A 26,119-nucleotide genomic window follows, 5' to 3' on the forward strand; every position below is an offset into this window, starting at 1 on the left:
ACGAAGAGCTACTCGTCGAGATACGGTTCGCAGACGCGTCGGACACCCTCCTCGAAGGAGATCTGGGGCTCCCAGCCGGTCGCCTCGCGTATCTTCGTGCAGTCGGCCATCGTGTCGTGGACGTACACGTCGAGGGGGTTTTCGATGTAGACCGGGTCGACGTCGGTTCCGAGGGCCTCGTTTATCATCCCGACCATCTCGTTGAACGAGTAGCTCTCGGCAGTCCCGAGGTTGTAGATACCCTGAAGCCGGTGGTCGGCGGCGAGTTCGATGCCGCGGACGATGTCGTCGACGTGCGTGAAGTCACGCGTCTGAGTGCCGTCGCCGAACAGCTCCGGCGACTCGCCGTTGGCAATCTGGTCGGCGAACTGCGCGACCGTATTCGCGAACTCGCCTTTGTGTGCTTCCGCGCCGCCGAAGCCCTGATACACCGAGAAGAACCGGAGCCCGGCCGTCCGCATGTCGTAGTGGTGGTGGAAGTACTCCGCGTAGCGCTCGCGGGCGAGTTTCGACGCCTCGTAGCCCGTGCGCGCTTCGACCGGCATGTCCTCCGGCGAGGGCTCCGTCCGAGAGCCGTAAATCGAGGAGGTGGAGGCGTAGACGACGGTGTCGCAGCCGTCCTTCCGGGCCTGTTCGACCGTGTTCACGAAGCCTTCGACGTTGACGCGCGCGCCTTTCGTCGGGTTCTCTTCGTGCATCTTGTACGACGACAGCGCCGCCAAGTGGAACACCACGTCGACGCCCTCGGTCGGGAGGTCGTCGTCGAGGACGCTCGCGTCGTGGAATTCGACCGCGTCGTCGAGATTATCGGGCGTTCCGAGGTAGAGGTCGTCGACCGCGACGACCTCGTTTTCCGCCGCGAGATGGTTCGCGAGGTTCGAGCCGATGAAGCCGGCACCGCCGGTGACGAGGACTCGTTTCCCATGCATGTGCTACCGAACTCTCGTGAGGCGTATAGTGCTATCGACAGCATCGAGGCCGAATTAGGGTTCAAAATGAACATTCATGAGCGTGTCGTGGTTACAAAGTAGACGAACGGCAGATTCGAGGCGTCATCCATCGGATTTAAGGACGTATGTAGCGAACCACTCTCCATGTCATCAATCGAGCTCACTTCGAGTCAGAAAACTATCTTGACCGCCCTCATCAACCTCTATCGGGACTCCGAGGACGCCGTCAAGGGCGAGGATATCGCGACCGAAGTCAACCGAAACCCCGGCACCATCCGAAACCAGATGCAGAGCCTGAAGGCGCTCCAGTTGGTCGAGGGCGTACCCGGTCCGAAGGGCGGCTACAAGCCGACCGCGAACGCCTACGAGGCGCTCGACGTGGACAAGATGGACGAGCCCGCGTTCGTCCCCCTGTTCCACAACGACGAGGAAGTCGAAGGCGTCAACGTGGACGAAATCGACCTCTCCAGCGTCCACCACCCCGAGCTGTGCCGCGCCGAGATTCACGTCCAGGGCTCGGTCCGCGAGTTCCACGAGGGTGACAAGATTCGCGTCGGCCCGACGCCACTCTCGAAGCTCGTCATCGACGGCACGCTCGACGGCAAGGACGACACGAGCAACATCCTCATCCTCCGTATCGACGACATGAAGGCACCCGTCGGCGAACCCCAGCACTAACCACGCTCCTCTCTTCGTCTTTTTCCGGACACTCTCCGCGCGCTCCGACCGACGGGTCCGGCGTTCGGACGCCGGCCAACCCGAACAGTGGGGCTCGGACCGCAATAATGTCAAGTTTTAATGTAGAATTGGGAACAGTTTTATCTGAATCGAGGAACCAGTACCCCCATGGCGTACAATCAGCAGAGCGCGTTCGGCATCCCATCAACGTGGGAGGAGCTGAACGCCGACGTGACAGCGTTTCTCTTCACCGTAACCCTGCTTATCGGGGCGGCGTCGCTCGCTTTGATGGCCGGTGGAGACCCCGAAACGATGGCAGTGGTCGCACTGACCGGAGTCGCGGTCGTTCTCCTTGGAACGGCCCTGGTTCGGCTCTCCGAGAATCTCCGAACCGCTGAGTCGTCCCCCTTCTGAGGACACCGAGGCATCGAGAGACCACCGCTGCGCGGCAGCACGTATTTTCTCACACGAATCAGAACGAGGGGTCGCTGTTGAGTTCCTTACTCCGTGAGCGCCATCGACACTCGGGGATTGCGGCGTCGGAGAAATCGAAACCGAGTCGGCGAGCGTCGGGCGTCGCGTCACCCGGCGGCCGGGCGCGGCGACCGAGTTACAGGTCGTTCCAGGCGGAGAGCGCGCGCTTCGGCGACGTCACGTCCGCAATCCAGTTCGCGGCGATACCCTTCTTCAGCGTCCGCGCGAGCGGGCCGCCGAAGACGTTGACGGGGAACTCGCCGAAGACGGGGAACTTCACGCCGTGGGCGACGGCGTCGTGACCGATGGAGATGACCGTCCCCTTGTCGGTGAACGTCCAGCGCTTGAGCGGCTTGCCGGCGATGGCGCGGGCGATGTTCTCGCCAGCCACGTCCGCGGCGTCCCAGGCGGCCTGCGCCGTCGGCGGCGCGACGCTGTCGGGACCCTGCTCGACGAGGGCGCAGTCGCCGACCGCGAAGACGCGGTCGTTACTGGTCTGGAAGTCCTCCTCGGCGAAGAAGCGGTGGGAACGCTCGTCCTGTTCGAGTTCGACGTCGGACGCCTCGGGCTGGCCGGTGATGCCGCCGGTCCAGACGAGCACGTCGTAGGCGAGCTCCTCGGGCGCTTCGTCCTCGCCGCCGCCGATGAAGACGGTCTCCTCGTCGACCTTCGAGATGAAGTCGCCGGTGAGGATGTCGATGTCGAGGTCTTCGACGCGACGCCGGAGCGCGCCCTGCAGTTCGGGGTCGTTGCCGGGGAAGATTTCGTCCATCCCCTCGACCAGTTTGATGTCGATGGGCGCGCGGTTCGTGTCGCGGTACTCGGCGACCTCGGCGGCCGTCTGGATACCCGAGAGGCCCGCGCCGCCGATGACGACCTGCGCGGGGTCGTCGCGGGAGGCGTCGGCGGCCGCCTCCTTGATGTCCTGGTGAATCTCGCGGGCGTCGTCGAGACCCTTGAGCTGGTGGGCGAACTCCTCGAGGCCCTCGATGCCGAAGAAGGCGGTCGAAGAGCCGATGGCGACCAGCAGATAGTCGTAGTCGACGGTGTCGCCGCCTTCGAGTTCGACGACCCGGTCGTCGACGTTCACGTCGGACGCGCGGCCCTTGACGAAGTCGGTCGAGTCCTCCTTGACATCGTCGACGGGGATGGCGATGCTGGACTCGACGCTCGGGTCGCGGATACAGCGGTGGACCTCGTGGAGGACGAGGTGGTAGTCGTGTTCGGCGACCCACGTGAGTTGTGCGTCGTGACCGAGCTCTTCTTCGAGGGTTTTGACCGCGCCGGCCCCGGCGTACCCCGAGCCGAGAACGACGACCTGCGTGCTCATGTCGTCGTCTGTGCAGTCATCCGATAAAGGGGCTTTGAAACCGTCTCCACGACTGTGGTAATTTTGGCCTCCACGGCCCCAGAGCGTCGAAATCCGGGTTCGACGGTTGTCGGATTAATCGAGGCTGAGACCCGCGTGCCAGCGGTCGACGCCCGCGTCTCGCTTGGCCGCGTCCATCTTGGCGAGGAGGTGGACCGCGAGACTGGCGGTCTCCGCCGCGCGCGACTCGCCTTCGGTGCGGAACTCGCCCGTGACCCGGTTCGCGTAGACCGAGCAGACGGCACCCGCGCGGAGGCCGTAGACGTTGGCGATGGTCAGGAGCGCCGCGGCCTCCATCTCGATGTTCTTCACGTTCGCCTCGCGGAGTTCCTCGACCAGCGAGTCGGAGCCGGCGGCACGGAAGCCCTCGAAGCCGGGGCGTCCCTGCCCCGCGTAGAAGGAGTCGGCGCTCATCGTGAGGCCGACGTGGTAGTCGTAGCCGAGGCGTTCCGCGGCCGCAACGAGCGCCGAGACGACCTCGTGGTCGGCGACAGCAGGGTAGTCCTCGCGGACGTACTCCTTGGAAGTGCCCTCCTGTCGGACCGCGCCCGAGGTGATGACGAGGTCGCCCACGTCCATCTCGGGTTGAATCGCGCCGCAGGAACCGACGCGGATGAAGGTGTCCGCGCCGACGCGGGCGAGTTCCTCGACCGCGATGGCCGCCGAGGGACTACCGATACCCGTCGAGGTGACCGAAATCGGCGTTCCGTCGTAGCTCCCGGTCGCGGTCCGGTACTCGCGGTGGTAGGCCTTCTCCTCGTGGTCGTCCCACAGCGCCGTCACCTTGTCCACGCGCTCGGGGTTCCCGGGGAGCAACACCGCGTCGGCGAGGTCCTCGGGACCGACTTCGAGGTGGTACTGAACCTCGTCGTTCGGGTCCTCGCTATCGTTCATGGCTCTACTCGCGGGCCAGCGGTGGAAATTCTTGCGTTCTCCGGAGGCGTCGTCGCGTTCCCTGTCGGTCTCTCGACCGTCGCGTCGACCGTCGCCTCGCCCGCGACTCCGCGCCACGCCGGATCGTCGGAGCGGTCGCCGTCGCGGAACGGCGGCGGGAGGTCGGCGCGCTCGTCGGCCGCCAGCAGGTAGCCGAGTCCCGCGCCGACGTACCAGTCGACGAGCGACGGGTCGAGGCCGGCGTCGACGACGAGGTCGCCGCCGGTGTACCACTCCAGCGCCTCGTCGTCGTCGGCGTCGACACCGGTCCGACGCCAGCGCACGCCCGAGTCGCCGTCGCCGAACGCCGACACCGAGAGCGTCACGTCCGCCATCGTGGGGTCGGAAACGCGCTCGAACGAGAGGTTGGCGGGGGCGACGCCGTCGGCCCCGGCCTCGTAGTACGACAGCGCGTGGTCGAGTTCCGCCTCGTAGGTCGCTCGGTCGTCGGGCGAGACGTTCGAGAGGTCGACGTGGACCGCGACGGTCCGCTCGCGGAAGGGCGTCTCCCGGTCGGCGGCGTCCGGTTCGGGCAGTCGCGTCGTCTCGATGCGCTCCGACAGCACGGCGAAGTCGCCGGCGTCGTCGTGGGTCAGCCCGAGGAGGTGGCCGAACTCGTGGCGCAGGACCGTCTGGGTCGTCTGGTCGTCGTAGCCGGCGGCGACGACCACCGACACCGGTTCGCTGGGCGCGGTCGGGTCGTCGCCGTCCAAGAGGGGCGCACAGCCGACCGCGTCGGTGCCGTCGTAGTCGCCGCAGGCGTCGATTCGCTCGACGATCGAGACGGTCACGTCCGGAGTCGAGGCGTTCGGCACCACGACGAACGCCGGGTCGTAGGCGGTCGCCGACGCGTTCGCTCGCCAGTAGTCGACCGCCGATTCGACGAACGAGGCGTAGTCGCGGCCGTCCGCGGGCGCGTCGATGCCGACGACGATGGGCGCGCGACGCCACGGGTTGTCCGCGGGTCGCGTCTCCGGCACCGCCGACGAGCCGGTTCCGCCGCGGGCGGCCGAGACGACTCCGTCGTCGCCGTCGGTCGCGTCGGCCGACGGGGCTCCGAGGGCCGCGTCTACGACCGGCGGGGCGGGTGACAGAGACGTGCACCCAGAGAGTACCACGAGAAAGGCGAGCGCGAGGGCGGCGGTTCCGCGGCCGACGGCGAGGGACACGTTACTCGTCGGGCTCGGCGTCGCGCTTCGCCGCGGCGGCCTCCAGCGTGTCCAGCGAGATGGTGTTCGGGAGGAGTTCGCCGAGCGTGTACTCGGCGACGTCGTCGCCGCCGAGGTCGCAGACGACCGGGAGGTCCTCGTCGCAGAACTCCGCGAGCGTCTGGCGGCACATCCCGCAGGGCGTCACGCCGTCGCGCGCACCCGAGGTGACGACGAGGCGGTCGAACTCCGTGTGGCCGTTCTTTACCGCCTCCGCGACGGCGACCTCCTCGGCGTGGAGGCTGTTCGAGTAGTTCGCGTTCTCGATGTTGCAGCCGACGTAAACCTCGCCGTCGGCGGTCCTGAGCGCCGCTCCGACGGTGTACTCCGAGTAGGGAACGTAGGCGTTGTCGAGCGCTTCGCGGGCGCGTTCGACGAGTGCTTCGGGCATTGGGCGCTCATTCGCGTGGGGTGGCTTAGTTCGTTCGGCTCCCCGAGACTGTCGTGTCGGCCGACGGACACGGGCGAGATTACGGGGCCGCTCGCCCGTCGCGTCGTCCCGCAAGCGACTATACGGCTCGGCCCTAACGCGGCGTCGTGAACGACACATCCGGCGGACGACGAATCCTGCTCCTCGTCGGCGCGAGCGTCGTGGCCATCTCGGGCATCCTCGGCGTCTTTATCGGCGAGAACGGCGGCCAAGTCGCCGCCGAGATATCGCTGTTCGGCTTCCTCTCGCTTCCGACCACCCCGCTCGCGTTCAGCCTCTACGGGATGGTGTTCTCGGCCGTCATCCTCGGGGCGCTGTTCGCGCTCGTCGAGTACGTCTCGCGCGTCGAGAACGCCCGATAAGACGGCGGCTCTCGGACCGGGCGGCGAAGGCGTATCGGCCGGGGAACTCCGACCGAAAGGCGGACCGTTTTTGCTCGTCCGGCCCCGACGAACCCGCATGGACGCGCCCTCGTCGACCTCGACCTCGGACGCCTCGGCCGGCGACGCCTCGCCCGGCCCGCTCCCGGAGGACACGGGCGGCAAGAACCGAAAGCGCGCCGCGCTGGCGACCGCGCCGTTCCTCGCGCTCGGGCTGGCCGACGTGGTGCTCATCCTCCTGCAGGGGCTCGAACCGCTCTGGGGGTTCGCCATCCTCCCGCCGATTCTGTTCTGTAGCGTGCTGACCTGGATCGTCTTCAGCACCGACTTCCTCGACGACCGGACCTGACTCGGTCCCGGCTCAGCGCCGCAGGTTCGTGGAGTACTTGGTCGGCGTCTCCTCGTCGTAGCCGAAGTCCTCGGCGGTCAGCTCCGGTTCGGCGTCCCCGGCGCTCGCGGGCGCGGCGACTTTGAACCGCTCGCGGAAGCGCTCGGGCATCGAGAACGCCTCGCGGTCGAGTCGGAGCGCGATGGCGTCGCCGTCGACTTCTCTAACCCGGTCGAGTCGCTGACGCGGTCCCGCCGGCAGGTCCTCGGCGTCGACCGCCTCGAAGCCGAACTGCGCGCAGTAGCCGTGGTCCGAGGTGAAGCCGTAAACTGTCTCGAACTCCTCGGCCGCGGCGCGGTCGACCAGTCGCTCGACGACGTGTGCGCCGACGCCCTGTCCGCGCCACCGCTCCGAGACGCCGACGCAGGTGACCTCGCAGAACGGCTCGTCGGTCTTGTGGACCCGGATTCGTCCGAACCCCGCCTTCTCGCCGGACTCCTCGTCGAGCGCGATGACGTAGTCGCGGGAGCGGAAGGAGCCGTCGTCGAGTCCGAGTTCCTCCAGCGAGTCGAGCAGCCAGACCTCGTCTCGGTTCTTCGCGTCTCGGACGTACATGCGTACTCGTAGCACACCGGCCGACAAAAACGACTCGGGCCGATACGACGATTCCCGCCGCGTCCGGCGAACTCAACGAAAGAACACTAAAGATTCATAGTCGCGGTCGCGGTACCTCGATTCATGGACGTACCCGACACCGACACCGTGGTGCACGAACCGGACCCGGCGTTCGTCGAGGACGCCAACGTCACCCGATTCATGCGGGAACACGACATCGAGGACTACGACGAACTCATCGAGCGGACGACGACCGAGGTTCCGGGCGTCGGTGCCTCGGGCGTCGAGTGGTTCTGGGACGAGCTCGTCGACTACCTCGACATCGACTTCTACGAGGCATACGACGCGGTTCGCGACGACTCGGAGGGGCCGCAGTTCTCCCGCTGGTATCCCGGCGGCGAAATCAACGTCGCCCACAACACCCTCGACCGCCACGCCGCGGTCGACTCCGGGAACCGGAACCGCGTCGCCTGCATCTGGGAGGGCGAAGACGGCGAGGTCGTCCAGCGGACCTACCACGACCTCTACCGCGAGGCCAACCGCGTCGCCAACGTCCTCGAATCGTACGGCGTCGAAACCGGCGACACCGTCGGCCTCTACATGCCGATGGTCCCCGAAGTCATCTCCATCCTCTACGGCTGTTTCAAGGTCGGCGCGATAGCCGTCCCCATCTTCTCCGGGTTCGGCGTCGACGCCACCGCGACCCGCCTCGAAGACCCCGAGTGCTCGGTGCTTTTCACCGCCGACGGCTTCTACCGTCGCGGCTCGGAGGTCCGACTGAAGACGACCGCCGACGAGGCGATGGACGAAGCGGGCTGTGTCGAGAACGTCGTCGTCTACCGGCGGTTCGGTGACGAAAGCGGGGATAGCGACGACGTGCCGTGGACCGAGGGCCGTGACGAGTGGTGGGAAGACACCGTCGGCGAGGCCGAACCGGAGTACGAGACGAAGCGCCTGCCGTCGGACGCCGAGTCGATGCTCCTGTACTCCTCGGGGACGACCGGCAAGCCGAAAGGCATCGTCCACACCCACGCGGGCGTCCAGATGCAGACCGCGAAGGAGATTCACTTCGGCTTCGACCAGAAGCCCGAAGACCGCTTTTTCTGGGTCTCCGACATCGGCTGGATGATGGGACCGTGGACGCTCATCGGGAACCACACGTTCGCCGGCACCATCTTCATGTACGAGGGCGCGCCCGACTACCCGAACCCGGACCGCTTCTGGGACATGATAGAGCGCCACCGAATCACCACCTTCGGCATCTCGCCGACGGCCATCCGCGCCCTGCGGAAGTACGGCGACGAGGAGGTCGAGAGACACGACCTGTCGAGCCTCCGCCTGCTCGGGTCGACCGGCGAGCCGTGGGACCCCGAGTCGTGGATGTGGTTCTACGAGCGCGTCGGCGGCGGCGAGGCACCCATCATCAACATCTCCGGCGGCACCGAAATCTGCGGCTGTTTCCTCATGCCGATGCCGACCCAACCGCTCAAGCCCTGCTCGCTCGGCGGCCCCGGCCTCGGGATGGACATCGACATCGTGGATTCCTCGGGCGAGTCCATCGCCGACACCCACGAACGGGGCTTCCTCGTCGCCCGCGACTCCTGCCCGTCGATGACAAAGAGCCTCTGGGAGGGCGACGAGCGCTACCTCGACACCTACTGGTCGTCGTGGGACGGCCTCTGGGACCACGGCGACTGGGCGCAGAAAGACGAAGACGGCTTCTGGTTCCTCCACGGCCGCGCCGACGACGCCCTCAACGTGGCCGGCCGCAAGGTCGGCCCCGCCGAGGTCGAAGGCGCACTCATCGAACACGACGCGGTGAATCAGGCCGCCGCCGTCGGCGTCCCCGACGACACCACCGGGACCGCCGTCGTCGCCTACGTCGTCCTCGAAGACGGCGTCGAGGAGAGCGACGACCTCCGCGAGGCGCTTCGCGGCGTCGTCGGCGACGAGTTGGGCAAGCCGTTCCGCCCGCGCGAAATCCTGTTCGTCGACGAGTTCCCGAAGACGCAGTCGGGGAAGATTATCCGCCGCGCCATCGCCTCGATTTACGCGGGCGAGGACCTCGGCGACATGAGCAGTATCGAGAACCCCGAGGCGCTCGAAAAGATAGAGCAGGCGTCCTGAGACGGGTTTCTTCGCCTTCGTTCAGTCGGACAGCGCCGCGCCGACGCCGTCGTTCCACGCGTCGGCGGTGAAGTCGACCGCGTCGTTCCACGTGGCGACGACGGTCGTCACCGCGAGGTCGCCAGTCACGTTCACCATCGTCCGGATGCGGTCGAGGATAGGGTCGACGCCGGCGACGAGACCGACGATTTCGAGCGGCAGGCCGAGTTGGGTCAAGACGAGCGTGAGCATGATGAGACCCGACCCGGGCACGCCGGCGGTCCCGATGCTCGCCAGCACGGCGACCGCGACGACCGCGAACTGGTCGGCCAGAGAGAGGTTCACGCCGACGATGTTCGCCGCGAAGATGGCCGCGACGCCCTGATACATCGCCGTGCCGTCCATGTTGATGGTCGCACCGAGCGGGAGGGTGAAGCCGTAGATGCGTTCTTCGATGCCGAGGTTGTCGTCCGCGTCGGACATCGTCACCGGGAGCGTTCCGGACGACGACCGGATGCTCAGCGCGGTCACCATCGCGTCGCGCGCACCGGAGAGGAACGCGACCGGCGACCGCCCCGCGACCCCGACGACGAACGCGCCGAGGTAGACGACCCCGATGTGGACGACGGCCGCGAGGAGCATCGTTCCGATGAGGAGCGCGAAGGGCAGAATAGCGTTGACGCCGGCGGTGCCAAAGACGTTCGCCATGAGCGCGAAGACGCCGAGGACGCCGAACTCCATCGCCCCCCAGACGACCTTGTACATCGCTTCTGCGCCCGCGTCGGCGAGGTCGAAGAACGTCTCGATTCCCCGTTTGACCTCCTCGTCGTCCGTCTCTTCCCACGCCAGCGTGAGGCCGAGACCGAACACGACGACGAAGAAGATGGTCGGGAGCACGCTGCCCTCGGCCATCGCGCCGACGGGGTTCGTCGGAACGATGTTGAGGATGACCTCGATGGCGTCCGGGGCCTCCGCACTCTGGGCTTCAGCACCGGTGAGCAGCTCTTCGAGCCCGCGGGAGCCGGGGGAGACAAGGTTGCTCACGCCGAGTCCGATGGCGACCGCAAACGCGGACGTGAGCGCGTACAGCCCGACTACCTGCGCACCGACGCGACCGAGCGACGACGGCGAGAGCTGTCGAACGCCCATCAGGAGCGTGAACACCACGATAGGGACGATGAGCATCTTCAGCAGTCGGACGAACAGGTCGCCGACCGGTTTCAGGGCCGTCGCCGGCTCGCCGACGACGAGGCCGACGAGCGACCCGAGGACGAACGCGACCCCGATTCGGTAGACGATGCCAACCGAACGATACCGGTTCCAGAGTGACACGATGCCAGACTGTGACATGTAACGTGTTTGCACTAACTATACAGCCAGAATATAAATATAGCGGTGAGAATTCTGAATATAACACTGAGGTAGAATTCAAGCTCAAATATGAGACAATAGTTGGAGTATTCGATGAGTACTTTCCATCCCAGACGCCGTCGTCAGCACGCGTCGTCGGGGGCGAGCGCGACCGACTCGGGAACCCCGTCGCCGACTGCGAGCGCGGCTTCGACGGCCTCGTCGCCCGCGGGGATTCGAATCGTCCCACCGGCGAGAAGCGGGGCGAGCACGCCGGCGACGACGGTTCCCGGGTGGCTGAGTGACGACCGGACCGCGACCGTGTCGTCCACGCCGAGGTCGAAGTCGGCGACGACCTCGCGGGCCGCGTCGAGCAGGTCGCCGTGTGTGAACTCGCGGTCGTCGGCGACGAGCGCCGGGTCGTCGGGCGCGACGACTTCCGGGTGAACTGCCGGGTTCTCGCTCCAGACCTCCTGTTCCCAGTGCGTCGTCGCGGGCGAACTCGGCGGACCACCGAACACGGCGAGTTTCTGTCCCGGCGGCAGGTCGGCGAACTCCGTCTCGCGGTCGACGGCGACGACGGTCGCTCGCGCCTCGACCGCCGGGTCGAACGCGGTCACTGCGCCGAGTTGGGCCGCCCCGAGGAACGTCAACAGCGGTTCGGGGAGCGAGACCGGGTCGACCGCGACGCGAGCGCCCTTGCGGACGCCGAGGTAGCGGAGGACGTTCCCGGCCTTGTACGAGGTCGTGATGAGGTCGTGGTACGTGTAGGTCCGGCCGGGGCCGTCGACCCGGAGGGCGAGTCGGTCGCTCCGCCGGTCGCGGGCCATGAGGTCGCCGATAACGTCCATGGCCGGTCGTAGGGAGTCGGCGCGAAAAAAGGCCCCGAGGCGCTCTCGCGGTCCGAGAACGCGGCGGGTGTCTGGGCGAGCGACGCCGAGACGACGCCAGCGCGACGGATCAGGGCGCGCCCGCGATGACGAACGTGCTCTCTTCGGGACCGTTTCGGAGTTCGCGGGTGTCCTCGGGCGAGACGCGCACGGCATCACCGGGTTCGAGGTCGACTTTCTTGTCTTCGACGACGAGCGTCGCCTCGCCGGAGACGAGGTAGTACACTTCCTCGTGGCCCTGTTCGGCGTGGTCGTGCGGCTTGCCGGACCAGTCGGGGTCGGTCTCTAACACGCTGAAGCCGAGTTCGACGCAGTCGAGTTCGTCTCGCAAGAAATGGAGGCCGCCGCCGACCGCGTCTACGTCCTCGTAGTTCGCTTTCGTGTATGACATCGCCTGAACTGACGGCCGCCGGACAAGAGAGCGTGGTGGTGCCGGAAATCCGTTACAGCGAGTTCTTCAGCTTCTGGAAGAGGCCCTCTTTGACCTCCTCGCCGCCGGCCTCGGCGAACTCTTTGAGCGCCTCGCGCTGTTCCTTGTTGAGGTCCTCGGGCGTGACGACGTGGACCTCGACGTGCAGGTCGCCGTTACCCCGGCGGTCGAGGTGCGGCATCCCCGCGCCGGAGACGGTGAACGTCGACCCGCTTTGGGTGCCCGCGGGCACTTTCAGTTCCTCCTCGCCGTCGAGCGTCGGCACCTCGACGGTCGCGCCGAAGACGGCCTGCGGGAAGGAGATGGGGTGGGTGTAGCGGAGGTCGTCGCCGTCGCGCTCGAACTCCTCGTGGTCGCGGACGTTGACCTCGACGAACAGGTCGCCGTTGGGGCCGCCGTTCTCGCCGGGTTCGCCCTCGCCGCGGTAGCGGAGGCGCTGGCCGTCGCGGAAGCCGGCGGGGATGGTGATGGTCACGTCGCGAGTGCGGCGGACGCGCCCGCTGCCGCGACACTCCGAGCAGTCCTCGCTGTAGGTCTCGCCCTCGCCGCCGCAGGCGCGGCAGGTCGTCGTCTGCTGGACGCGGCCGAAGGGCGTCTGCTGGACCGTCGTCTGCTGGCCCGAGCCGTTACACTCCGAACACGTGTTCACGTCGGCGTCCTCGGGGTGGCCCTCGCCGTCGCACTCGGGACAGACCTCGCGGCGGCGAATCGTCACGTCGCGCTCGACGCCGTGGTAGGCGTCTTCGAGGTCGATGGAGATGCGCTGGGCCACGTCGCGGCCTTGCTGGGGCCGGTTTCGCTGTTGGCCGCCCGCGCCGCCGTTGAAGAGGTTGTTGAAGATGTCCTCGAAGCCGCCACCGCCGCCGCCCATCCCGCCGAACGGGTTGCCGCCGCCGCCGAAGGGATTGCCTCCCCCGCGGCCGCCGCCACCGCCGCCGCGTTTCTGGGACTGCTGGAAGCGCTCGTGGCCGACTTGGTCGTACATCTGCCGCTTCTCGTCGTCCGTGAGCACCTCCTTTGCCTTCTGGACCTTCTTGAACTTCTCCTCGGCGTCGTCCTCGTCGGAAACGTCGGGGTGGTACTTCGCGGCCTTCTTGCGGTACGCGTTCTTGATCTCGTCTTTCGAGGCGTCCCGCGAGACCCCGAGTACGTCGTAGAAGTCCTCGCTCATCAGTTGCTCTCTTGTAGCCGGTGAAGGTATTTGAAAAGTCCGTCTCTCGTATCGCGGCGAGTGCGAGCGCCGTCAAACCCGGGGTTTCGACCGGATTCGACCGCCGGCATCGGGTCTCTCGGCGACCCGAGAGTCGGTCAGTCGATTACTTGTCCTCGTCTTCCTCGTCGAAGTCCGCGTCGGCGTCGACGAAGTCCTCGGGGTCCGCACCGCCGGGACCGCCGGCCGCGCCCGCACCAGCGCCAGCGCCGCCGGCACCGCCGGCCTGCGCCTGCTGTTGGTACATGCGCTTGCCGATTTCCTGCAGTTCCTTCGAGAGGTCCTCGGTCACGTCTTCGAGTTCGTCCGTGGAGGCGTCGTCGTCTTCGAGGACCGCTTCGACGTCCTCGATGGCCGCCTCGATGTCGGCGCGGAGCTCGTCGTCGACGTTCTCTTCGTTCTCTTCGAGGAGGGTCTCGGCGCGCTGGACCGCGCCCTCGGCCTCGTTGCGGGCCTCGACGGCGCGGCGACGCTCTTTGTCCTCTTCGGCGTGCTGTTCGGCCTCCTGCTGCATGCGGTCGATCTCGTCGTCGGAGAGGCCCGCACCGCCCTCGATGGTGATGGACTCGGCGTTGCCGGAGCCCTTGTCCTCGGCGGAGACGTTGACGATGCCGTTCTCGTCGATGTTGAAGCCGACTTCGATCTGCGGGGTGCCCGCGGGGGCCGGCGGGATGCCGGAGAGCGTGAACTCCCCGAGGAGTTCGTTGTCCTCGGCCATCTCGCGTTCGCCCTGGAAGACGCGGACCTGCACCGTCGTCTGGTTGTCGGCCGCGGTGGTGAATATCTTCGACTCCTCGGTCGGAATCGTCGTGTTCTTCTCGATGAGGCGCTCGAAGAGGCCGCCTTTGACCTCGATACCGAGCGACAGCGGCGTCACGTCGAGGAGGACGATGTCGTCGACCTCGCCGCCGAGGACGCCGCCCTGAATAGCCGCGCCGAGCGCGACGGCCTCGTCGGGGTTGACGGACTTCTTCGGCTCGGAGCCGAGCAGTTCTTCGACCTTGGCGAGGACCTGCGGCATCCGGGTGGAGCCGCCGACGAGGATGACGTCGTCGATGTCTCCCTTGTCGTAGCCGGCGTCTTCGAGCGCCTGCTCGGTCGGCTCGACCGTCCGGTCGATGAGGTCCGACGTGAGCGACTCGAACTTCGCGCGGGTCAGGTCGTATTCGAGGTGGACCGGCCCGGAGTCGGTCGCCGTGATGAACGGGAGGTTGATGGTCGTCTCCTTGCGCGAGGAGAGCTCGATTTTGGCTTCCTCGGCCGCGTCCTTGAGGCGCTGGAGGGCCTGTCGGTCCTCGCGCAGGTCGATACCGTGGTCGTTCTTGAACTCGGTGGCGAGCCAGTCGATGATGGCCTCGTCCCAGTCGTCGCCGCCGAGGTCGTTGTCCCCGTTCGTGGCGACCACTTCGTAGACGCCGCCCCCGAGGTCGAGGACGGACACGTCGAAGGTGCCGCCCCCGAGGTCGTAGACGAGCACGGTCTGGTTCGACTCGTCGTCGAGGCCGTAGGCCATGGAAGCCGCGGTCGGCTCGTTGACGATGCGCTCGACCTCGAGACCCGCGATTTCGCCGGCGTCCTTCGTCGCCTGACGCTGTTTGTCGTTGAAGTACGCGGGGACGGTGATGACGGCCTTCTTCAGTTCGTCGCCGAGGTAGTCCTCGGCGTCGCGCTTGATTTTCTGGAGAATCATCGCCGAAATCTGCTCCGGCGTGTACTCCTCGCCCTCGATGTCGACGGTGTAGCCGTCCTCGCCCATGTGGCGCTTGATGGACCGAATCGTGCGCTCGGGGTTCTGGATGGCCTGGTTCTTCGCCGGCTTGCCGACCAACCGCTCACCGTCGTCGGTGAACGCGACGACGGAGGGGGTGGTTCGGTCGCCTTCTGCGTTCACGATAATCTCCGGGTCGCCGCCCTCCATCACCGCGAACGCGCTGTTCGTGGTGCCGAGGTCGATACCCAGAATCTTGTTGCTCGCCATCTTGCCCGCAAATACCGTCTTTTGCCGGTTAAAGGTTACTAGATACTGCGACACACGGCGCGCACCGAGGCCGACGCTGTCTTGCGATTTTGCGTTCTCGCGTCGAAACAGGTCGGTCGATTTATGTAGAACCGCCGACCGCGTCGCCAGCGTCGCGTCCGGCAGAGTCGCCGTCGGGGGCGGCGGCGTCTCAGTCCATCGACTGCGGTCGCTCCGTCCCGTCGGTCGAGTCGTCGGAGCCGGGCGCGCCCGCACCGCCGAGTCGGAGCGACGACGGGTCCACCCCGTCGAGGGCGTCGAGTACCACCGAGAGCGTCCGCTCCCTGCCCTCGCTGGCGAAGAACTCGTGGCCGCCGTCGTACGGAACGAGGTTCGACGCGGGGGTCCGGTCACCGATTGCGCGGACGTCGACGACCCGGTCCGACAGCGAGACGAAGACCACGTCGTCGGGACGGAACGGCGGCAGCGACTCCTGCGCGCCGTGAATCATGCGGAGGAAGGCGGGCGAGGCGTTGTCCGGGCCGTCGGCCAGTTCGGCGGCGAGTTTCAGTTCGCCGAGGTCCGTACGAGAGATGCCCGCGGGGACGAGCGGGCGCGTCGTCGGCAACCGCCTGACGACGGGGAGCAGCAGGCCATCGAGGCCGGCTGTCGCGGTCCCCCACCACGGGCTCAAAAAGACGTTCCGGACCGCGAGGTCGAGGTGGGCGGCGACGAGGCCGCCGGTGCTGTGGCTGAGGACGAGGTCGATGTCGCGGTCGACCGCGTACGCCCGCACCGGGCTCACGTACTGGCCCTCGAACTCCCAGCCGTTCGTCGGGAGTTCGACGGCGTGGACGTGGTAGCCCTCGTAAGTGAGGCGGTCGAGGAGCCACTCGACGCTCCGGTGACCCGGCTTGTTGCCCCATCCGAGGACGAAAAGCAGGTCGTCGTCGCCGGGGTCACCGTGTTGGGTGACGCGCACGGTCGGCCGCCGCCGACGGGAACGAAGTCGCATGCCGTAGTGATTGCGAGGTGAGAACAAAAGTCCTCCCCGGATCGGCGGCGCGTCAGGTCACCGTGGCCGGTCGCGGGGAGACAGCTGTGTCGCTCGCGACTACTCGCCCTTACTGACCGTGATCTGCGCGGCGCGGATGACCTTGTCGGCCATCTCGTAACCGGGCTGGAACACGTCGGCGACGGTGTCCGCCGGCTCGTTGCTGTCGACGCGCATCATCACCTCGTGGCGGTTGGGGTCCACGTCCGTCCCCGGTTCGGGGTCGATGATTTCGACGTTCTCGTCTTCGAGGATGCGGTCGAACTCCTTGAGCGTCGATTCGAGGCCGCCGCGGATGTCGGCGTCCTCGTCCTGGTCGAGCGCGCGGACGAGGTTGTCGCGGACGGTGACGACGCGCTCGACGAAGTCCTCGGTGGCGCGCTCTTTTATCTGGTCCTGTCGCTTCTTCGCGCGCTTCTTGTAGTTCTGGAAGTCCGCCTGCGTGCGCTTGAGGCGAGACTGGAGTTCCTCGGCCGTCGCTTCGGCGTCGTCGCGCTCGGCTTCGAGGTCGGCGACGCGGGCTTCGAGCGTCGCGACCTCGGCCGCGAGGTCGTCGTCGTACTCGGCGACGCGGTCGGAGACGGCCGGCCCGTCACCCGTCGCGTCGGGGTCCGCGGCCGCCGACTCGCCGCTCGACGCCTCGCCCTCGGCGTCCGTCGCCGCGTCTTCGGCCGCCTGCGCCGCTGCGTCGGGTGCCGCGTCGGGCTCGGATTCTGCGTTCGCGTCCGTGGCCGACTCGGCAGGGTCGTCGCTCATGGGCGGGAGAAGTGGCCGGCGCGGCTTAAACGTGTAGACTGCGGGCCGGCCGAAACGTTTCTCACCGTGGGGCGGCCGCGCGGATCGATACCCGCCGCCATCGACCGACAGCGACCTTACTGGTACATCCCGAGCGGCCGGGCCTGCGTGCTCTCTTCGTCGGACTGCTGCATCCGACGGGCCAACTGCTCTTTCGCCTGCCGTATCTCGGTGGCGCTGTCCACGAGGTCGTCCACGGGGACCTCGACGCCGACGAGCGGTTCGATGCCCCGTTTGATGATGACCCGGGCCGCCTCGGGGTCAGGGAACTGCGGGTCCGACTCGACGACCAACGCGAGCGCCGGGCGGCCGACCGAGACGGCGTTGCTCAGGAGCGCGCCCGTCGGTCCCGAGACGAGGCCGGTCTCCGTCGGACGGTCGATGCCGGCGTCTTCGAGCCGCGACGTCGCGCCGTCGGTGCCGACGCCGTAGAGCGCGGGCACGTCCTCGGACTTCTCGTGGGCGATGCCCGAGAGGAACACGGGGAGCACGCCGAGTTCTTCGAACCACGGGCCGAGACAGCTGGCGAGTCCGGTCGCCGCGTCGGGCCGGATGGGGATGTCGCTCTGGAGGACGAGCAGGTTCCGCTCCGCGTCGGCGTAGAGCCTGACCGGCGGGTGGAGTGTCGGGTCGTCCTTCATGTAGACCGCAACCTTCGGGACGCCCTCGCAGAACACGTCCGCGTAGTGGGTCATGTCGAACGCCTCCACCAAGTGGTCGGCCGCAATTTTGCCGACCAACCCGACGCCCGGCAGTCCTTCGACCAGCGTCGGCGACTCCAGTTCGTCGGTGAGTTCCTCCGCGAGGACGCGAATGCGTGCCATACGTGAACATGGTCGCCGGGGCGAGGTAAATCCGACGGGTGACTGCGTCGTCATCGGCCGACTGGCCCGCGTCCGTGAACCGTCCGGCGTCGCCTCCCGTCGGCCCCGGACCCGTCACCCGACGACTCCGAAACCGACAAGCGCGCCCCCGCGGAATCGAGTGTCATGAACCCGCTCCAGCGGTACGCGCCGCTCGTGGACGACGAGGAGGCCTTTTTCGCGGCCTGCGAGCGGCCGCTTCCCTCCGTCGTCCGCGTCAACACCATCAAGACGACGGTGACGCGCGCCCGCGAGGCGCTCGACGACGAGGGCGTCGCCTACGAACCGACCGACTGGCACCCCGGCATCCTGAAGCTCGAAGACAGCAGCCCGGGGACGAACTGGCCGTACTTCCACGGCTGGCTCCACGGCCAAGAGGAGGTGTCGGCGCTCCCGGCTATCGCCCTCGACCCGCAACCGGGCGAGCGCGTCTGGGACACCTGCGCCGCACCGGGGTCGAAGACGACCCAGATTGCCGCCATGATGGACGACGAGGGCGTCCTCGTCGGCAACGACAACAACCTCGGGCGGCTGTCGGCGCTCCGCCACAACGCCGAACGCCTCGGCGTGACCAACCTCGTCGTGTCGAATCAGGACGCCCGCAACTTCTCGATGAAGCCCTTCGGCGAGCGGACCCCGGAGAAGTCCGGGTCGTTCGAGCAGTTCGACCGCGTCCTCGTCGACGCCCCGTGTTCCTGCGAGGGCACCTGCCGGAAGAACCCCGACGTGCTCGACGAGTGGACGATGAACCACGTCAAAAGCGTCGCCGGCATCCAGAAGGGCATTCTCCGGCGCGCCGTGCAGGTGACGAAAGCCGGCGGCACCGTCATCTACTCCACGTGTACCTTCGCGCCCGAGGAGAACGAGGCCATCCTCGACTTCGTCCTCGAACGGGAGGACTGCGAGGTCGTCGAGTGGGACGTCCCCGACGGCTTCGAGACCGCGCCCGGCATCACCGAGTGGGAGGGCGACGAGTACGACCCGTCGGTGACCAAGGCCCGCCGCGTCTACCCGCACCACAACGACACGGGCGGCTTCTTCACTGCCAAACTGGAGGTGAACGCATGAGCGACGACACCGCCCCCGACGAGAACTGGGGCCAGCAGTTCGACCGCCTGCCGCCGACGGCCGACGACCGCGTCGTCGAGGGGCGGCCCTCCCGCGAGGAGGTCGTCGACTGGTGGGAAGAGCGGTTCGGCGTCGCCCCGGCAGTCTTCGACGGCTACACGTTCTGGGAGAAGGGCGCGGGCAAGATTTGGGCGTTCCACGGAGAGGTCGTCGACCCCATCAAAGTCGAAGGGCTCGGAATGCGCATCCTGCGGACCCGTCAGCGCCACTGGAAGCCCTCGACCAACGCGGTCCAGCGGTTCTGCGGCGACGCGACGAAGAACGTCATCGAACTGAGCCCCGGCGAGGCGAAGGCGTTCGTCGACGGCCACGACCAACAGCTCGACCGGTGGGAGGGTGACTGGGGCTACCTCACCGCCGCCCACGAAATCGCCGGCGAGCTCGAACCCCTCGGCGTCGGGCTCTACCTCCACGGGGAACTCCGCTCGACGGTCCCGAAGGGTCGGCAAGAAGAGCTCGTCAAACCGAAATAGCCAGCAGCGACCGGGGCGCGGTGCGGCGCACCGCTACTTCTCTTTGACTGTCCCGCCGGTCAGCCCCGCCCACTCGACCCGGTAGCCGAGTCGCGAGAGGACCGCGCTCGCGTCGTCGAGGCCGCGGTCGTCGAGGACGGACTCGACCGTCGACAGCGACATCCCCGCCTCGACTTCCCCGGCGAGCGCGTCGAGGACGGCGGGCCGGACCAGGGTCCGCCCGACGAGTTCGTGTTCCGGGAAGGCCACGTCGTCGAGCGCGTCAACGGAGACGCCGCGGGCGGCCGCGAGGTCGGACAGGGTGACCACGTCGTCGTCCGGCGCGAGTTCGGCGGGGAGCGACGAGGCCGCGTCGGCGACGAGGTCGGACTCGTAGTCGCGCAGCACGTCCACCACGTCCTTCACGCGCACGGAGCCGGAGTAGGGGACGGCACGGTGGTCGCGGGCGGCGATGTCCTCGCCGACGCCGAGCGACTCGTCCACGGCGACGACGAGTTCCACGTCCTCCACGTCGGCGAGTTGGCCCAGCTTCTTTTCGACGTACTCGGGCGTCCAAAAGCCCATAATCTCGAAGAAGACGCGGAAGTCGGCGTGCGCGTAGTCGAACGCGAAGTCCGGAATCATCACGCTCGTCCCTGTGTCGAGGGGTTCCGGCTCCCGGACGAGCGACCAGTCGAAGTCGAGGCCGCGGAAGCGGGCGGCGAAGTCGGCCTCCACGCCGCTGTCGAAGCCGGGTTCGGCCATCGGCTCGACGCCGGGGACTGACACGTCGTCGCTCGTGAGCGTCAGTTCGCGTTCCGTCCCGCGGTCGTCGATGGTCGCTACGAGTCGCCAGTCGCCGGCGGTTGCGACCGACCGAAGCAGGCGAGCGAAGGCGGTTCCGTAGCGTCTGGTTCGCTGAAAGAGCGCGTCGGGGCCGGTGACGACGACCTCGCGCCCGGCGTCGGTCTTCCGGACCTCGTACATGAGACGGAGGCGCTTGACCGCCGAGACGACGGCCTTCGGGTCGGAGCTTCGGACCCGAACCTCGGTCGCGTCGAACAGGGCGGTCTGGGCGAGCGAAAGGTTGTACTGCGCGAGCAGTTCGTCGGGCGTCCACCGCGGGTCGAACTCGGAAAGCACCTGTTCGACCTCGCGGTCGGCCGTGAGCGACTCGTCGACCGCCTCGGGCGACGACCCGAGCGAGGACGCCGCGCGGTCGAGCGCCGCGGCCCGCTCCTCGGGCGTCGTCACGCCGCCGGCCGCCATCGCGGCCTCGAACGCGGCGCGGCGGGCACGGACCGGTGGCAGGGGAGCCGCCGTCTCGAACACCGCCTCGCGGTCGAGCAGCGACGCGAAGCCGCGGGCGAGTTTGAAGTCGTCGGCCTCGGCTTCGAGGTCGGCGAGGGCGTCGTCGAGGTCGGCCCGCGCGTCGCCGACGTGTCGCCGGAAGACGCCGATGGCCTTCGCAGCCAGCGGGCGGTCTCCCCGGTCAGCGAACTGCGGGTGGTAGCCGCCGCCCGCCCGCGACACGCGAAGCAGGTCCTTCGTCAGCACGCTCGCCACGACGGGACCGCGGGACAAAAACGACTCGGGCGGCGGGGCGAGAAGTGAGCGACAACGCGGACGACAAGGTTCATTGCGCCCGCGGCGGACGCCATCGTATGGAGCGACGACGCCTCCTCGGACTGGTCGCGGTCGGCCTGTCGTCCGGCTGTCTCGGGTCGCTTCCGGGCGCGACGGGCCCGCGAAACCCGCCCGATGCACCGGCAGGGGAGCCCCGAGACACCCCGGAGGTACCGCCGGTTCGCATCTCCGAGGTCGACTTCGAGGCGACCGACGACGGCCGCCTCCGCGTCTTCGGGACGGTCGTCAACGACAGCGGAGCGGAGCGAATCGCCACGGTGGAAGCCCGTGTCAGCGTCCGCGACGAGGAGTCGACTCGGTCGCAGGAGCTCGCCGTCCCGGCCGCCGGGAGCGCCGACTTCGCAATCGAGTTCGAGTTCGAGTTCGACGCCTTCCGCAACAACGGCGATTTGAACGTCTCGCTGGCCTGACTCCGAAGGCGACCGCTTTCCCGCCGGTGCCGACCCGCGCCGACCCGCGTCCGCGTCACCGACGCCGGGCCGCGACCCGTTCTTCCGCCGTCTCGACGCTCACGAGTTCGTAGAGCGTCGCGGTCGAACCGTCGGCCTTCGGTCGGAGGATGCGACCGAGGCGCTGGGTGAACTCGCGTTCCGACCCCGACCCCGAGAGGAGGATGCCGACGTTCGCGTCGGGCACGTCCACGCCCTCGTCGAGCACGTTGGCCGCGACGACGGTGTCGTAGGTGCCGTCGCGGAAGCGGGCGAGGATTTCGCGGCGCTCTTTCGTGCCGGTCTCGTTGGTTATCGGCGGGACGAGAAAGCGCCGCGAGATGCGGTAGACGAGGTCGGTCGAGGCGGTGAAGACGATGACGCGGTCCTCGCGGTGTCGCGCGAGCAACCGGGCCAGTTTGTCCACCTTCGCCTCGGAGTTCATCATCACGTCGCGGGCGCGCTGCTTGGCGAGGAGCGCCTCCCGCGCTCTCGGGTCGTTCCCGGAGCGCATCACGAGTTTCTGGTAGTCGCTGCCCGACTGCATCGACAGCCCCGAGGTGCGCAGGTAGTTCACGAACGTCTCCTGTGCCTCGTCGTACGTCTCGCGCTCGTCGGCGGTGAGTTCCACCTCGATTCGGCGGACCTCGTAGTCGGCGAGGTGGTCGCCCGCCAAGTCGTCCACGTCGAGGCGGTACACCCGCGGGCCGACGAGTTCCTCCACGCGCTCGTGTGCGCCGTCGGGGCGCTCGAACGTCGCCGTCAGGCCGAGGCGGGAAGGTGCGGCGAGAAAGCGCGGAATGTCCTGATAGCCCTCGCCCCCGAGGTGGTGGACCTCGTCGAAGACGACGAGGCCGAAGTCGCCGCCCACGTCGTCGGCGCGGAGGTACGCCGAGTCGTACGTCGAGACCGTGATGGCCTCTTGGGTCTGCTCGCCGCCGCCGAACCGACCGACTGGCACGTCGAACTCGGTTTCGAGTTCTCGTATCCACTGGTCCTGTAAATCGATGGTCGGAACGACGACGAGCGTCGGTACCGAGCGGGCGACCATCGCGGCGACCGCGAGCACCGTCTTACCCGCGCCGGTCGGCAGTTCCACGACGCCGCGACCGCCCGCGTCGAGCCACGCGTCGAGAGCGGCCCGCTGGTAGTCGCGGAGGTCGTAGGTCGTCGAAAGCGAGAGGGGGGCGTCGAGAGCGGCCGTGACCCGGTCGTCGTAGTCGACGCCGGCCGCGTCGAGCGCATCCCGAATCGCGGCGTACCGCATCGCTGGGGCACGATAGCCGCCGCTTCGGGGGTCGGACTCGACGCCGGGAATTGAGATATCGAGGTCGGTGCCGACGTGAACGGTTCCGTCCTCGAAGCGGAGGGTCGTCACTACCGGCGCGTTGGCGGGGCGCGGTGATAAATCGACGGTCCCGCGGTGCGGCCGTCGGACCGGAGTCCCGTGCGCTTCCGGTCCCGCCGTCCGCGGGCCGAAGGTTCAAATCCGATGGCGGGGCTACGGACGTGTATGAGCGACGACCTCGACGACGCGGTCGCACAGTTCCTCAGCGACTACAACAGCGCGATGAAGGAGTACGAGAAGGGCTACGTCGACGCCGACGCGACGCTGTCGGTCATCGACGCGCACATCGACGAGTTGCGCGAGGCGCGGAAGTAGAGACGCGAGAACCGGGACGTAGAGGCCCGGATTACTCCCCGATGAGTCCGCGAATCCGCTCGACGTATTCCGCGAACTCGCTTTCGGTCCGCTCGCGCGGGCGGTCGATATCGACCGAGACGATTTCGCGGACGCGACCCGGGTTGGCGGCCATGACGACCACGCGGTCGGCGAGCGTGACGGCCTCCTCTACGTCGTGGGTGACGAACAGCACCGTCTTGTCCGTCTCCGCCCAGATGTCGAGCAGTTCGCCGTGGAGCATGTCGCGGGTCTGGGCGTCGACCGCGCCGAACGGCTCGTCCATGAGGAGCAGTTCGGGGTCGACCGCGAGCGCGCGGGCGATGCCCACGCGCTGTTTCATCCCGCCGGACAGCTCTTTGGGATAGGCGTCGGCGAAGCCGTCGAGTCCGACGAGTTCGAGCATCTCCGTCACGCGTTCCGAGCGCGCCGGCTCCTCGACGCCCTGTTCCTCGAGCCCGAAGGCGACGTTCTCGGCGACGGTCCGCCACGGAAACAGCCCGTACTCCTGAAACACCATGCCGCGGTCGGTGCCGGGGCCGGTGACGGGCGAGCCGTCGAGGGTGACCGCGCCCGACGTGGCGTCTTCGAGGCCGGCGATGATGCGGAACAGCGTCGTCTTGCCGCATCCCGAGGGACCGACGATACAGACGAACTCGCCGTCCTCGACCGCGAACTCAACGTCCGACAGCGCCTCGACCGTCCGGCGGTCGGAGGCGTAGGTCTTGCCGAGCGAGTCGACCCGGACCGTCGCGGTCTCGTCGGGGCCGGTCGCGGTCGTGTCGGCTCCCGCGTTCGCGTCTCCGCTCATGCTCTCCACTCCAGCGCCCGCCGTTCGACCCGGCGGAACAGGCCGTCGCTCACGAGGAAGACGATACTGATGACGAGCATGTAGGCGACCGACACGTCCATGGCGAGGTTCTGCGCCGTGTTGAGAATCTCGTAGCCGACGCCGACGCCGACGATGAGTTCGGCCGCGACGACGATCATCCAACACTGGCCGATGCTCGTCCGGATACCGGTCATGATGGAGGGGCTGGCCGCCGGGAGGACGACCTTCCGAATCATCGTCCAGTCGTCGTCGACGCCGAGGGTCGCGGCGACCTCCTTGAGGTCCTCCGAGACCCCCTCGACGCCGCCGTAGGCGCTGTAGAAGTTAATCCAGAAGGAGCCGATGGCGACGATGAACGTCGCGCCCTGGTGGTTGACGCCGAGCCAGATGACGGCGAAGCCGATCCACGCCAGGGGCGGAATCGGCCGGAGGAGACGCGTGACGGGCGTGAAGACGCTGTCGACGCGAGTGTTCCAACCCATGGCGACGCCCGCGAAGACGCCGAGCGAAGTCCCGATGAGCAGGCCCGGCACGTAGTGGTAGAGGCTCTGAATCAGTTTGACCACCAGTCGAGTCGCCGGGAGTTCCGCGCCCGTAAAGGGAATCGACAGCGACGCCGGCGCGGTGAGTTCGACGACGAACGCCGCTAGCACCTCGACGGGCGAGGGGAGGAGATACGTGGGCTGGAACAGCGCGGCGACGTACCAGACGGCGAGAAAGCCCGCGAAGCCGGCGACCGCGAGCCCCGTCTGTTCCGAGGAGAACCCCGCGAGCCGGTCGAGCAGTCGCTCGTCCGCGTCGGTCTCCGAGAGGGCGACGCCGCTGCCGACTTCGTCGTTGCTCATAGCGAGTCGTAGATACCGTAGTCGAACATCTCGTCGACGGTCAACTGGGCTTCCGTCTTCCCGAGCGTCTGGGCGTAGTCCGCGAAGATTTCAGCGCCGCCTTCGATATCGTGGGGGTCGGTGATGAAGTCCGACGCGGGAGAGTCGAGCGCCGCGCGAGCGGTCTCGACCGGGAGCGCGCTCTCTCCGATGACCGAACTCGCGTGCTGGGCGGCCGTGTCGGGGTTGTCGGCGACGAAGTTCGTCGCCTGCTGGTGGAGTTCGACGAACTCCGTGGCGAGGTCGCGGTTGTCCTGCCGGAGGCGGTCGTGCATGAGCGTGACCGCCGCGGGCTGGCCGGGCATGAAGTCGCCCGCCCACGCGATGGGCTGGAACGGCGCGTCGTTGGCCTCGATGACCGTCGGCACGGGCTCCATGATGCTCGTGCCGTCGATGTTGTTCGAGAGGAGCGCCTGCTGGACCGCGGCCGCGCCGCCGAGGCCCTTGATGTTCACGTCCTCCTCGGGGTCGAGCCCGAGCGTGTTCTGAATCCAGTAGCGGAGCAGGATGTCCGGAACCGACCCCGGCGGAAAGGTGCCGAAGGTGAACTTCCGGCCCTCTCGGGCTTCGAACTCGGCGAAGGCGTCCTTGCCGTGTTCCTCCCAGAGGGCGGCGAAGTCGTCGGTGGCGAGAATCTGCATCGCGTTCTTGATGTTCGCCGCGGTGATCTTCGCGGGGATGCCCTTGTCCATGACAATCATCGCCGGGACGATACCGAACATCATCACGTCGAAGTCGCCCGTCGCCGACGCCTGCACGATGCTCGGGCCGTCGGAGAATTTCTTGCCAGCCACCGGGACCGAAAGCTGGTCGAACAGCCCCTCTTCTTCCATCACGAAGTACTGCATGTCCGGGTAGATGGGCATGTAGGCGACGTTGAGTTCGTCCAGCCCGCTCCCGCCGGACCCGCCGAGACAGCCCGCGAGGCCGGCGGTCGCGGCGAGGCCGGAGCCCTGCAGGAATCGTCTACGGCTGAGTGAAGTCGAGCGTGGTGCCTCTGTCATTGCCATCGTTACGAATCAGCGCCTTATTCCGGGCGCGTACGCG

The 26,119-nt window shown here is 67.6% G+C and carries 28 protein-coding genes; 9 read left to right on the plus strand and 19 right to left on the minus strand.

Annotated elements, in window-relative coordinates:
- Window positions 1-8 precede the first annotated feature (8 nt).
- Window positions 9-929, minus strand: coding sequence for an NAD-dependent epimerase/dehydratase family protein (locus tag BN984_RS14370; protein WP_008093510.1), 921 nt, complete (start codon window positions 927-929; stop codon window positions 9-11).
- Window positions 930-1,094: 165 nt separating this feature from the next.
- Here BN984_RS14370 and BN984_RS14375 point away from each other — a divergent pair, with 165 nt between their 5' ends.
- Together BN984_RS14375 and BN984_RS14380 are read left to right on the plus strand one after the other, a co-directional pair.
- Window positions 1,095-1,628, plus strand: a complete 534-nt coding sequence (locus BN984_RS14375; RefSeq protein ID WP_004976849.1) for an Rrf2 family transcriptional regulator — start codon at window positions 1,095-1,097, stop codon at window positions 1,626-1,628.
- Between the two features lie 168 nt (window positions 1,629-1,796).
- A complete protein-coding gene (locus tag BN984_RS14380) occupies window positions 1,797-2,042 on the plus strand; it encodes a hypothetical protein (RefSeq protein ID WP_004976847.1) in 246 nt (81 codons plus the stop codon).
- Window positions 2,043-2,238: 196 nt separating this feature from the next.
- Here the strand turns inward: BN984_RS14380 and BN984_RS14385 are convergent, their stop codons facing one another.
- The 4 genes from BN984_RS14385 to cdd all read right to left on the minus strand — a co-directional run bounded on the left by BN984_RS14385 (window position 2,239) and on the right by cdd (window position 6,003).
- Window positions 2,239-3,432, minus strand: a complete 1,194-nt coding sequence (locus BN984_RS14385; RefSeq protein ID WP_008093511.1) for an NAD(P)/FAD-dependent oxidoreductase — start codon at window positions 3,430-3,432, stop codon at window positions 2,239-2,241.
- A gap of 114 nt (window positions 3,433-3,546) precedes the next feature.
- The gene (locus BN984_RS14390; protein WP_008093512.1) at window positions 3,547-4,365 is read right to left on the minus strand and encodes a nucleoside phosphorylase; all 819 of its coding nucleotides are present in this window, start codon (window positions 4,363-4,365) and stop codon (window positions 3,547-3,549) included.
- Complete coding sequence (locus BN984_RS14395) at window positions 4,362-5,573, minus strand: zinc metalloprotease (RefSeq protein ID WP_049968494.1); 1,212 nt, start codon at window positions 5,571-5,573, stop codon at window positions 4,362-4,364. The genes BN984_RS14390 and BN984_RS14395 overlap by 4 nt, the downstream gene beginning before the upstream one ends.
- 1 nt (window position 5,574) lies before the next feature.
- Window positions 5,575-6,003 (minus strand): cytidine deaminase, encoded by a 429-nt coding sequence (gene cdd, locus BN984_RS14400; protein ID WP_008093514.1) that lies wholly within the window; start codon window positions 6,001-6,003, stop codon window positions 5,575-5,577.
- A 146-nt stretch (window positions 6,004-6,149) separates the two neighbouring features.
- On the opposite strand from cdd, the gene BN984_RS14405 reads away from it, so the two are divergent.
- Both BN984_RS14405 and BN984_RS14410 read left to right on the plus strand, forming a co-directional pair.
- Window positions 6,150-6,404 carry a DUF7520 family protein gene (locus BN984_RS14405; protein ID WP_008093515.1) on the plus strand — a complete coding sequence of 85 codons (255 nt, stop codon included), beginning with the start codon at window positions 6,150-6,152 and terminating at the stop codon, window positions 6,402-6,404.
- Window positions 6,405-6,501: 97 nt separating this feature from the next.
- Window positions 6,502-6,771, plus strand: coding sequence for a hypothetical protein (locus BN984_RS14410; RefSeq protein WP_004976836.1), 270 nt, complete (start codon window positions 6,502-6,504; stop codon window positions 6,769-6,771).
- Between the two features lie 12 nt (window positions 6,772-6,783).
- Here the strand turns inward: BN984_RS14410 and BN984_RS14415 are convergent, their stop codons facing one another.
- Window positions 6,784-7,365 carry a GNAT family N-acetyltransferase gene (locus tag BN984_RS14415; protein WP_049968495.1) on the minus strand — a complete coding sequence of 194 codons (582 nt, stop codon included), beginning with the start codon at window positions 7,363-7,365 and terminating at the stop codon, window positions 6,784-6,786.
- Window positions 7,366-7,488: 123 nt separating this feature from the next.
- On the opposite strand from BN984_RS14415, the gene BN984_RS14420 reads away from it, so the two are divergent.
- On the plus strand, window positions 7,489-9,492 hold the full coding sequence (locus tag BN984_RS14420) for an AMP-binding protein (RefSeq protein WP_049968496.1): 2,004 nt from the start codon (window positions 7,489-7,491) through the stop codon (window positions 9,490-9,492).
- Window positions 9,493-9,513: 21 nt separating this feature from the next.
- Here BN984_RS14420 and BN984_RS14425 read toward each other — a convergent pair whose 3' ends face one another.
- The 8 genes from BN984_RS14425 to BN984_RS14460 all read right to left on the minus strand — a co-directional run bounded on the left by BN984_RS14425 (window position 9,514) and on the right by BN984_RS14460 (window position 17,981).
- Window positions 9,514-10,821 carry a dicarboxylate/amino acid:cation symporter gene (locus tag BN984_RS14425; protein ID WP_008093522.1) on the minus strand — a complete coding sequence of 436 codons (1,308 nt, stop codon included), beginning with the start codon at window positions 10,819-10,821 and terminating at the stop codon, window positions 9,514-9,516.
- 143 nt (window positions 10,822-10,964) lie between these two features.
- Window positions 10,965-11,672 (minus strand): AMP-binding protein, encoded by a 708-nt coding sequence (locus tag BN984_RS14430; protein WP_008093524.1) that lies wholly within the window; start codon window positions 11,670-11,672, stop codon window positions 10,965-10,967.
- A 109-nt stretch (window positions 11,673-11,781) separates the two neighbouring features.
- Window positions 11,782-12,102: a cupin domain-containing protein gene (locus BN984_RS14435; RefSeq protein WP_008093527.1), complete on the minus strand. Its 321-nt coding sequence runs from the start codon at window positions 12,100-12,102 to the stop codon at window positions 11,782-11,784.
- A 52-nt stretch (window positions 12,103-12,154) separates the two neighbouring features.
- A complete protein-coding gene (gene dnaJ, locus BN984_RS14440) occupies window positions 12,155-13,312 on the minus strand; it encodes a molecular chaperone DnaJ (RefSeq protein ID WP_008093529.1) in 1,158 nt (385 codons plus the stop codon).
- Window positions 13,313-13,457: 145 nt separating this feature from the next.
- Window positions 13,458-15,329, minus strand: coding sequence for a molecular chaperone DnaK (gene dnaK, locus BN984_RS14445; RefSeq protein WP_008093531.1), 1,872 nt, complete (start codon window positions 15,327-15,329; stop codon window positions 13,458-13,460).
- A 190-nt stretch (window positions 15,330-15,519) separates the two neighbouring features.
- The gene (locus tag BN984_RS14450) at window positions 15,520-16,290 is read right to left on the minus strand and encodes an alpha/beta hydrolase (protein WP_181950713.1); all 771 of its coding nucleotides are present in this window, start codon (window positions 16,288-16,290) and stop codon (window positions 15,520-15,522) included.
- A 132-nt stretch (window positions 16,291-16,422) separates the two neighbouring features.
- A complete protein-coding gene (gene grpE, locus BN984_RS14455; protein ID WP_049968498.1) occupies window positions 16,423-17,118 on the minus strand; it encodes a nucleotide exchange factor GrpE in 696 nt (231 codons plus the stop codon).
- Between the two features lie 116 nt (window positions 17,119-17,234).
- The gene (locus tag BN984_RS14460; protein ID WP_049968499.1) at window positions 17,235-17,981 is read right to left on the minus strand and encodes a proteasome assembly chaperone family protein; all 747 of its coding nucleotides are present in this window, start codon (window positions 17,979-17,981) and stop codon (window positions 17,235-17,237) included.
- A gap of 165 nt (window positions 17,982-18,146) precedes the next feature.
- Here BN984_RS14460 and BN984_RS14465 point away from each other — a divergent pair, with 165 nt between their 5' ends.
- Window positions 18,147-19,088 (plus strand): RsmB/NOP family class I SAM-dependent RNA methyltransferase, encoded by a 942-nt coding sequence (locus BN984_RS14465; RefSeq protein ID WP_049968500.1) that lies wholly within the window; start codon window positions 18,147-18,149, stop codon window positions 19,086-19,088.
- Entirely contained in the window at window positions 19,085-19,621 is a 537-nt protein-coding gene (locus BN984_RS14470; RefSeq protein WP_008093541.1) for a DUF7122 family protein, read from the plus strand. Before BN984_RS14465 ends, BN984_RS14470 begins: the two co-directional genes overlap by 4 nt.
- Window positions 19,622-19,654: 33 nt before the next feature.
- On the opposite strand, the gene BN984_RS14475 is transcribed toward BN984_RS14470, so the two are convergent.
- Window positions 19,655-21,157, minus strand: coding sequence for a DUF790 family protein (locus BN984_RS14475; protein ID WP_049968501.1), 1,503 nt, complete (start codon window positions 21,155-21,157; stop codon window positions 19,655-19,657).
- 107 nt (window positions 21,158-21,264) lie between these two features.
- Between BN984_RS14475 and BN984_RS14480 the strand changes: the two genes are divergently transcribed.
- A complete protein-coding gene (locus tag BN984_RS14480) occupies window positions 21,265-21,657 on the plus strand; it encodes a hypothetical protein (RefSeq protein WP_049968502.1) in 393 nt (130 codons plus the stop codon).
- Window positions 21,658-21,712: 55 nt separating this feature from the next.
- On the opposite strand, the gene BN984_RS14485 is transcribed toward BN984_RS14480, so the two are convergent.
- A complete protein-coding gene (locus tag BN984_RS14485; protein WP_049968503.1) occupies window positions 21,713-23,053 on the minus strand; it encodes a DEAD/DEAH box helicase family protein in 1,341 nt (446 codons plus the stop codon).
- A gap of 135 nt (window positions 23,054-23,188) precedes the next feature.
- On the opposite strand from BN984_RS14485, the gene BN984_RS19815 reads away from it, so the two are divergent.
- Entirely contained in the window at window positions 23,189-23,338 is a 150-nt protein-coding gene (locus BN984_RS19815) for a hypothetical protein (protein ID WP_008093548.1), read from the plus strand.
- A gap of 31 nt (window positions 23,339-23,369) precedes the next feature.
- On the opposite strand, the gene BN984_RS14490 is transcribed toward BN984_RS19815, so the two are convergent.
- Genes BN984_RS14490 through BN984_RS14500 form a run of 3 tightly spaced genes read right to left on the minus strand, consistent with a single transcriptional unit; the run spans window position 23,370 to window position 26,076 of the window.
- Complete coding sequence (locus BN984_RS14490; protein ID WP_008093550.1) at window positions 23,370-24,176, minus strand: ABC transporter ATP-binding protein; 807 nt, start codon at window positions 24,174-24,176, stop codon at window positions 23,370-23,372.
- Complete coding sequence (locus tag BN984_RS14495) at window positions 24,164-25,033, minus strand: ABC transporter permease (RefSeq protein WP_008093552.1); 870 nt, start codon at window positions 25,031-25,033, stop codon at window positions 24,164-24,166. Before BN984_RS14495 ends, BN984_RS14490 begins: the two co-directional genes overlap by 13 nt.
- Entirely contained in the window at window positions 25,030-26,076 is a 1,047-nt protein-coding gene (locus BN984_RS14500; protein WP_049968505.1) for an ABC transporter substrate-binding protein, read from the minus strand. The genes BN984_RS14495 and BN984_RS14500 overlap by 4 nt, the downstream gene beginning before the upstream one ends.
- Window positions 26,077-26,119 lie beyond the last annotated feature (43 nt).

Source organism: Haloferax prahovense (genome assembly GCF_000723845.1).
Taxonomy (GTDB): Archaea; Halobacteriota; Halobacteria; order Halobacteriales; family Haloferacaceae; genus Haloferax; species Haloferax prahovense.

Coding starts and splice junctions, on each gene's coding strand:
- BN984_RS14370 (WP_008093510.1), bottom strand. CDS start 929: ATGCATGGGAAACGAGTCCTCGTCACCGGCGGTGCCGGCTTCATCGGC.
- BN984_RS14375 (WP_004976849.1), top strand. CDS start 1,095: ATGTCATCAATCGAGCTCACTTCGAGTCAGAAAACTATCTTGACCGCC.
- BN984_RS14380 (WP_004976847.1), top strand. CDS start 1,797: ATGGCGTACAATCAGCAGAGCGCGTTCGGCATCCCATCAACGTGGGAG.
- BN984_RS14385 (WP_008093511.1), bottom strand. CDS start 3,432: ATGAGCACGCAGGTCGTCGTTCTCGGCTCGGGGTACGCCGGGGCCGGC.
- BN984_RS14390 (WP_008093512.1), bottom strand. CDS start 4,365: ATGAACGATAGCGAGGACCCGAACGACGAGGTTCAGTACCACCTCGAA.
- cdd (WP_008093514.1), bottom strand. CDS start 6,003: ATGCCCGAAGCACTCGTCGAACGCGCCCGCGAAGCGCTCGACAACGCC.
- BN984_RS14410 (WP_004976836.1), top strand. CDS start 6,502: ATGGACGCGCCCTCGTCGACCTCGACCTCGGACGCCTCGGCCGGCGAC.
- BN984_RS14415 (WP_049968495.1), bottom strand. CDS start 7,365: ATGTACGTCCGAGACGCGAAGAACCGAGACGAGGTCTGGCTGCTCGAC.
- BN984_RS14420 (WP_049968496.1), top strand. CDS start 7,489: ATGGACGTACCCGACACCGACACCGTGGTGCACGAACCGGACCCGGCG.
- BN984_RS14425 (WP_008093522.1), bottom strand. CDS start 10,821: ATGTCACAGTCTGGCATCGTGTCACTCTGGAACCGGTATCGTTCGGTT.
- BN984_RS14430 (WP_008093524.1), bottom strand. CDS start 11,672: ATGGACGTTATCGGCGACCTCATGGCCCGCGACCGGCGGAGCGACCGA.
- BN984_RS14435 (WP_008093527.1), bottom strand. CDS start 12,102: ATGTCATACACGAAAGCGAACTACGAGGACGTAGACGCGGTCGGCGGC.
- dnaJ (WP_008093529.1), bottom strand. CDS start 13,312: ATGAGCGAGGACTTCTACGACGTACTCGGGGTCTCGCGGGACGCCTCG.
- dnaK (WP_008093531.1), bottom strand. CDS start 15,329: ATGGCGAGCAACAAGATTCTGGGTATCGACCTCGGCACCACGAACAGC.
- grpE (WP_049968498.1), bottom strand. CDS start 17,118: ATGAGCGACGACCCTGCCGAGTCGGCCACGGACGCGAACGCAGAATCC.
- BN984_RS14460 (WP_049968499.1), bottom strand. CDS start 17,981: ATGGCACGCATTCGCGTCCTCGCGGAGGAACTCACCGACGAACTGGAG.
- BN984_RS14465 (WP_049968500.1), top strand. CDS start 18,147: ATGAACCCGCTCCAGCGGTACGCGCCGCTCGTGGACGACGAGGAGGCC.
- BN984_RS14470 (WP_008093541.1), top strand. CDS start 19,085: ATGAGCGACGACACCGCCCCCGACGAGAACTGGGGCCAGCAGTTCGAC.
- BN984_RS14480 (WP_049968502.1), top strand. CDS start 21,265: ATGGAGCGACGACGCCTCCTCGGACTGGTCGCGGTCGGCCTGTCGTCC.
- BN984_RS19815 (WP_008093548.1), top strand. CDS start 23,189: ATGAGCGACGACCTCGACGACGCGGTCGCACAGTTCCTCAGCGACTAC.
- BN984_RS14495 (WP_008093552.1), bottom strand. CDS start 25,033: ATGAGCAACGACGAAGTCGGCAGCGGCGTCGCCCTCTCGGAGACCGAC.
- BN984_RS14500 (WP_049968505.1), bottom strand. CDS start 26,076: ATGACAGAGGCACCACGCTCGACTTCACTCAGCCGTAGACGATTCCTG.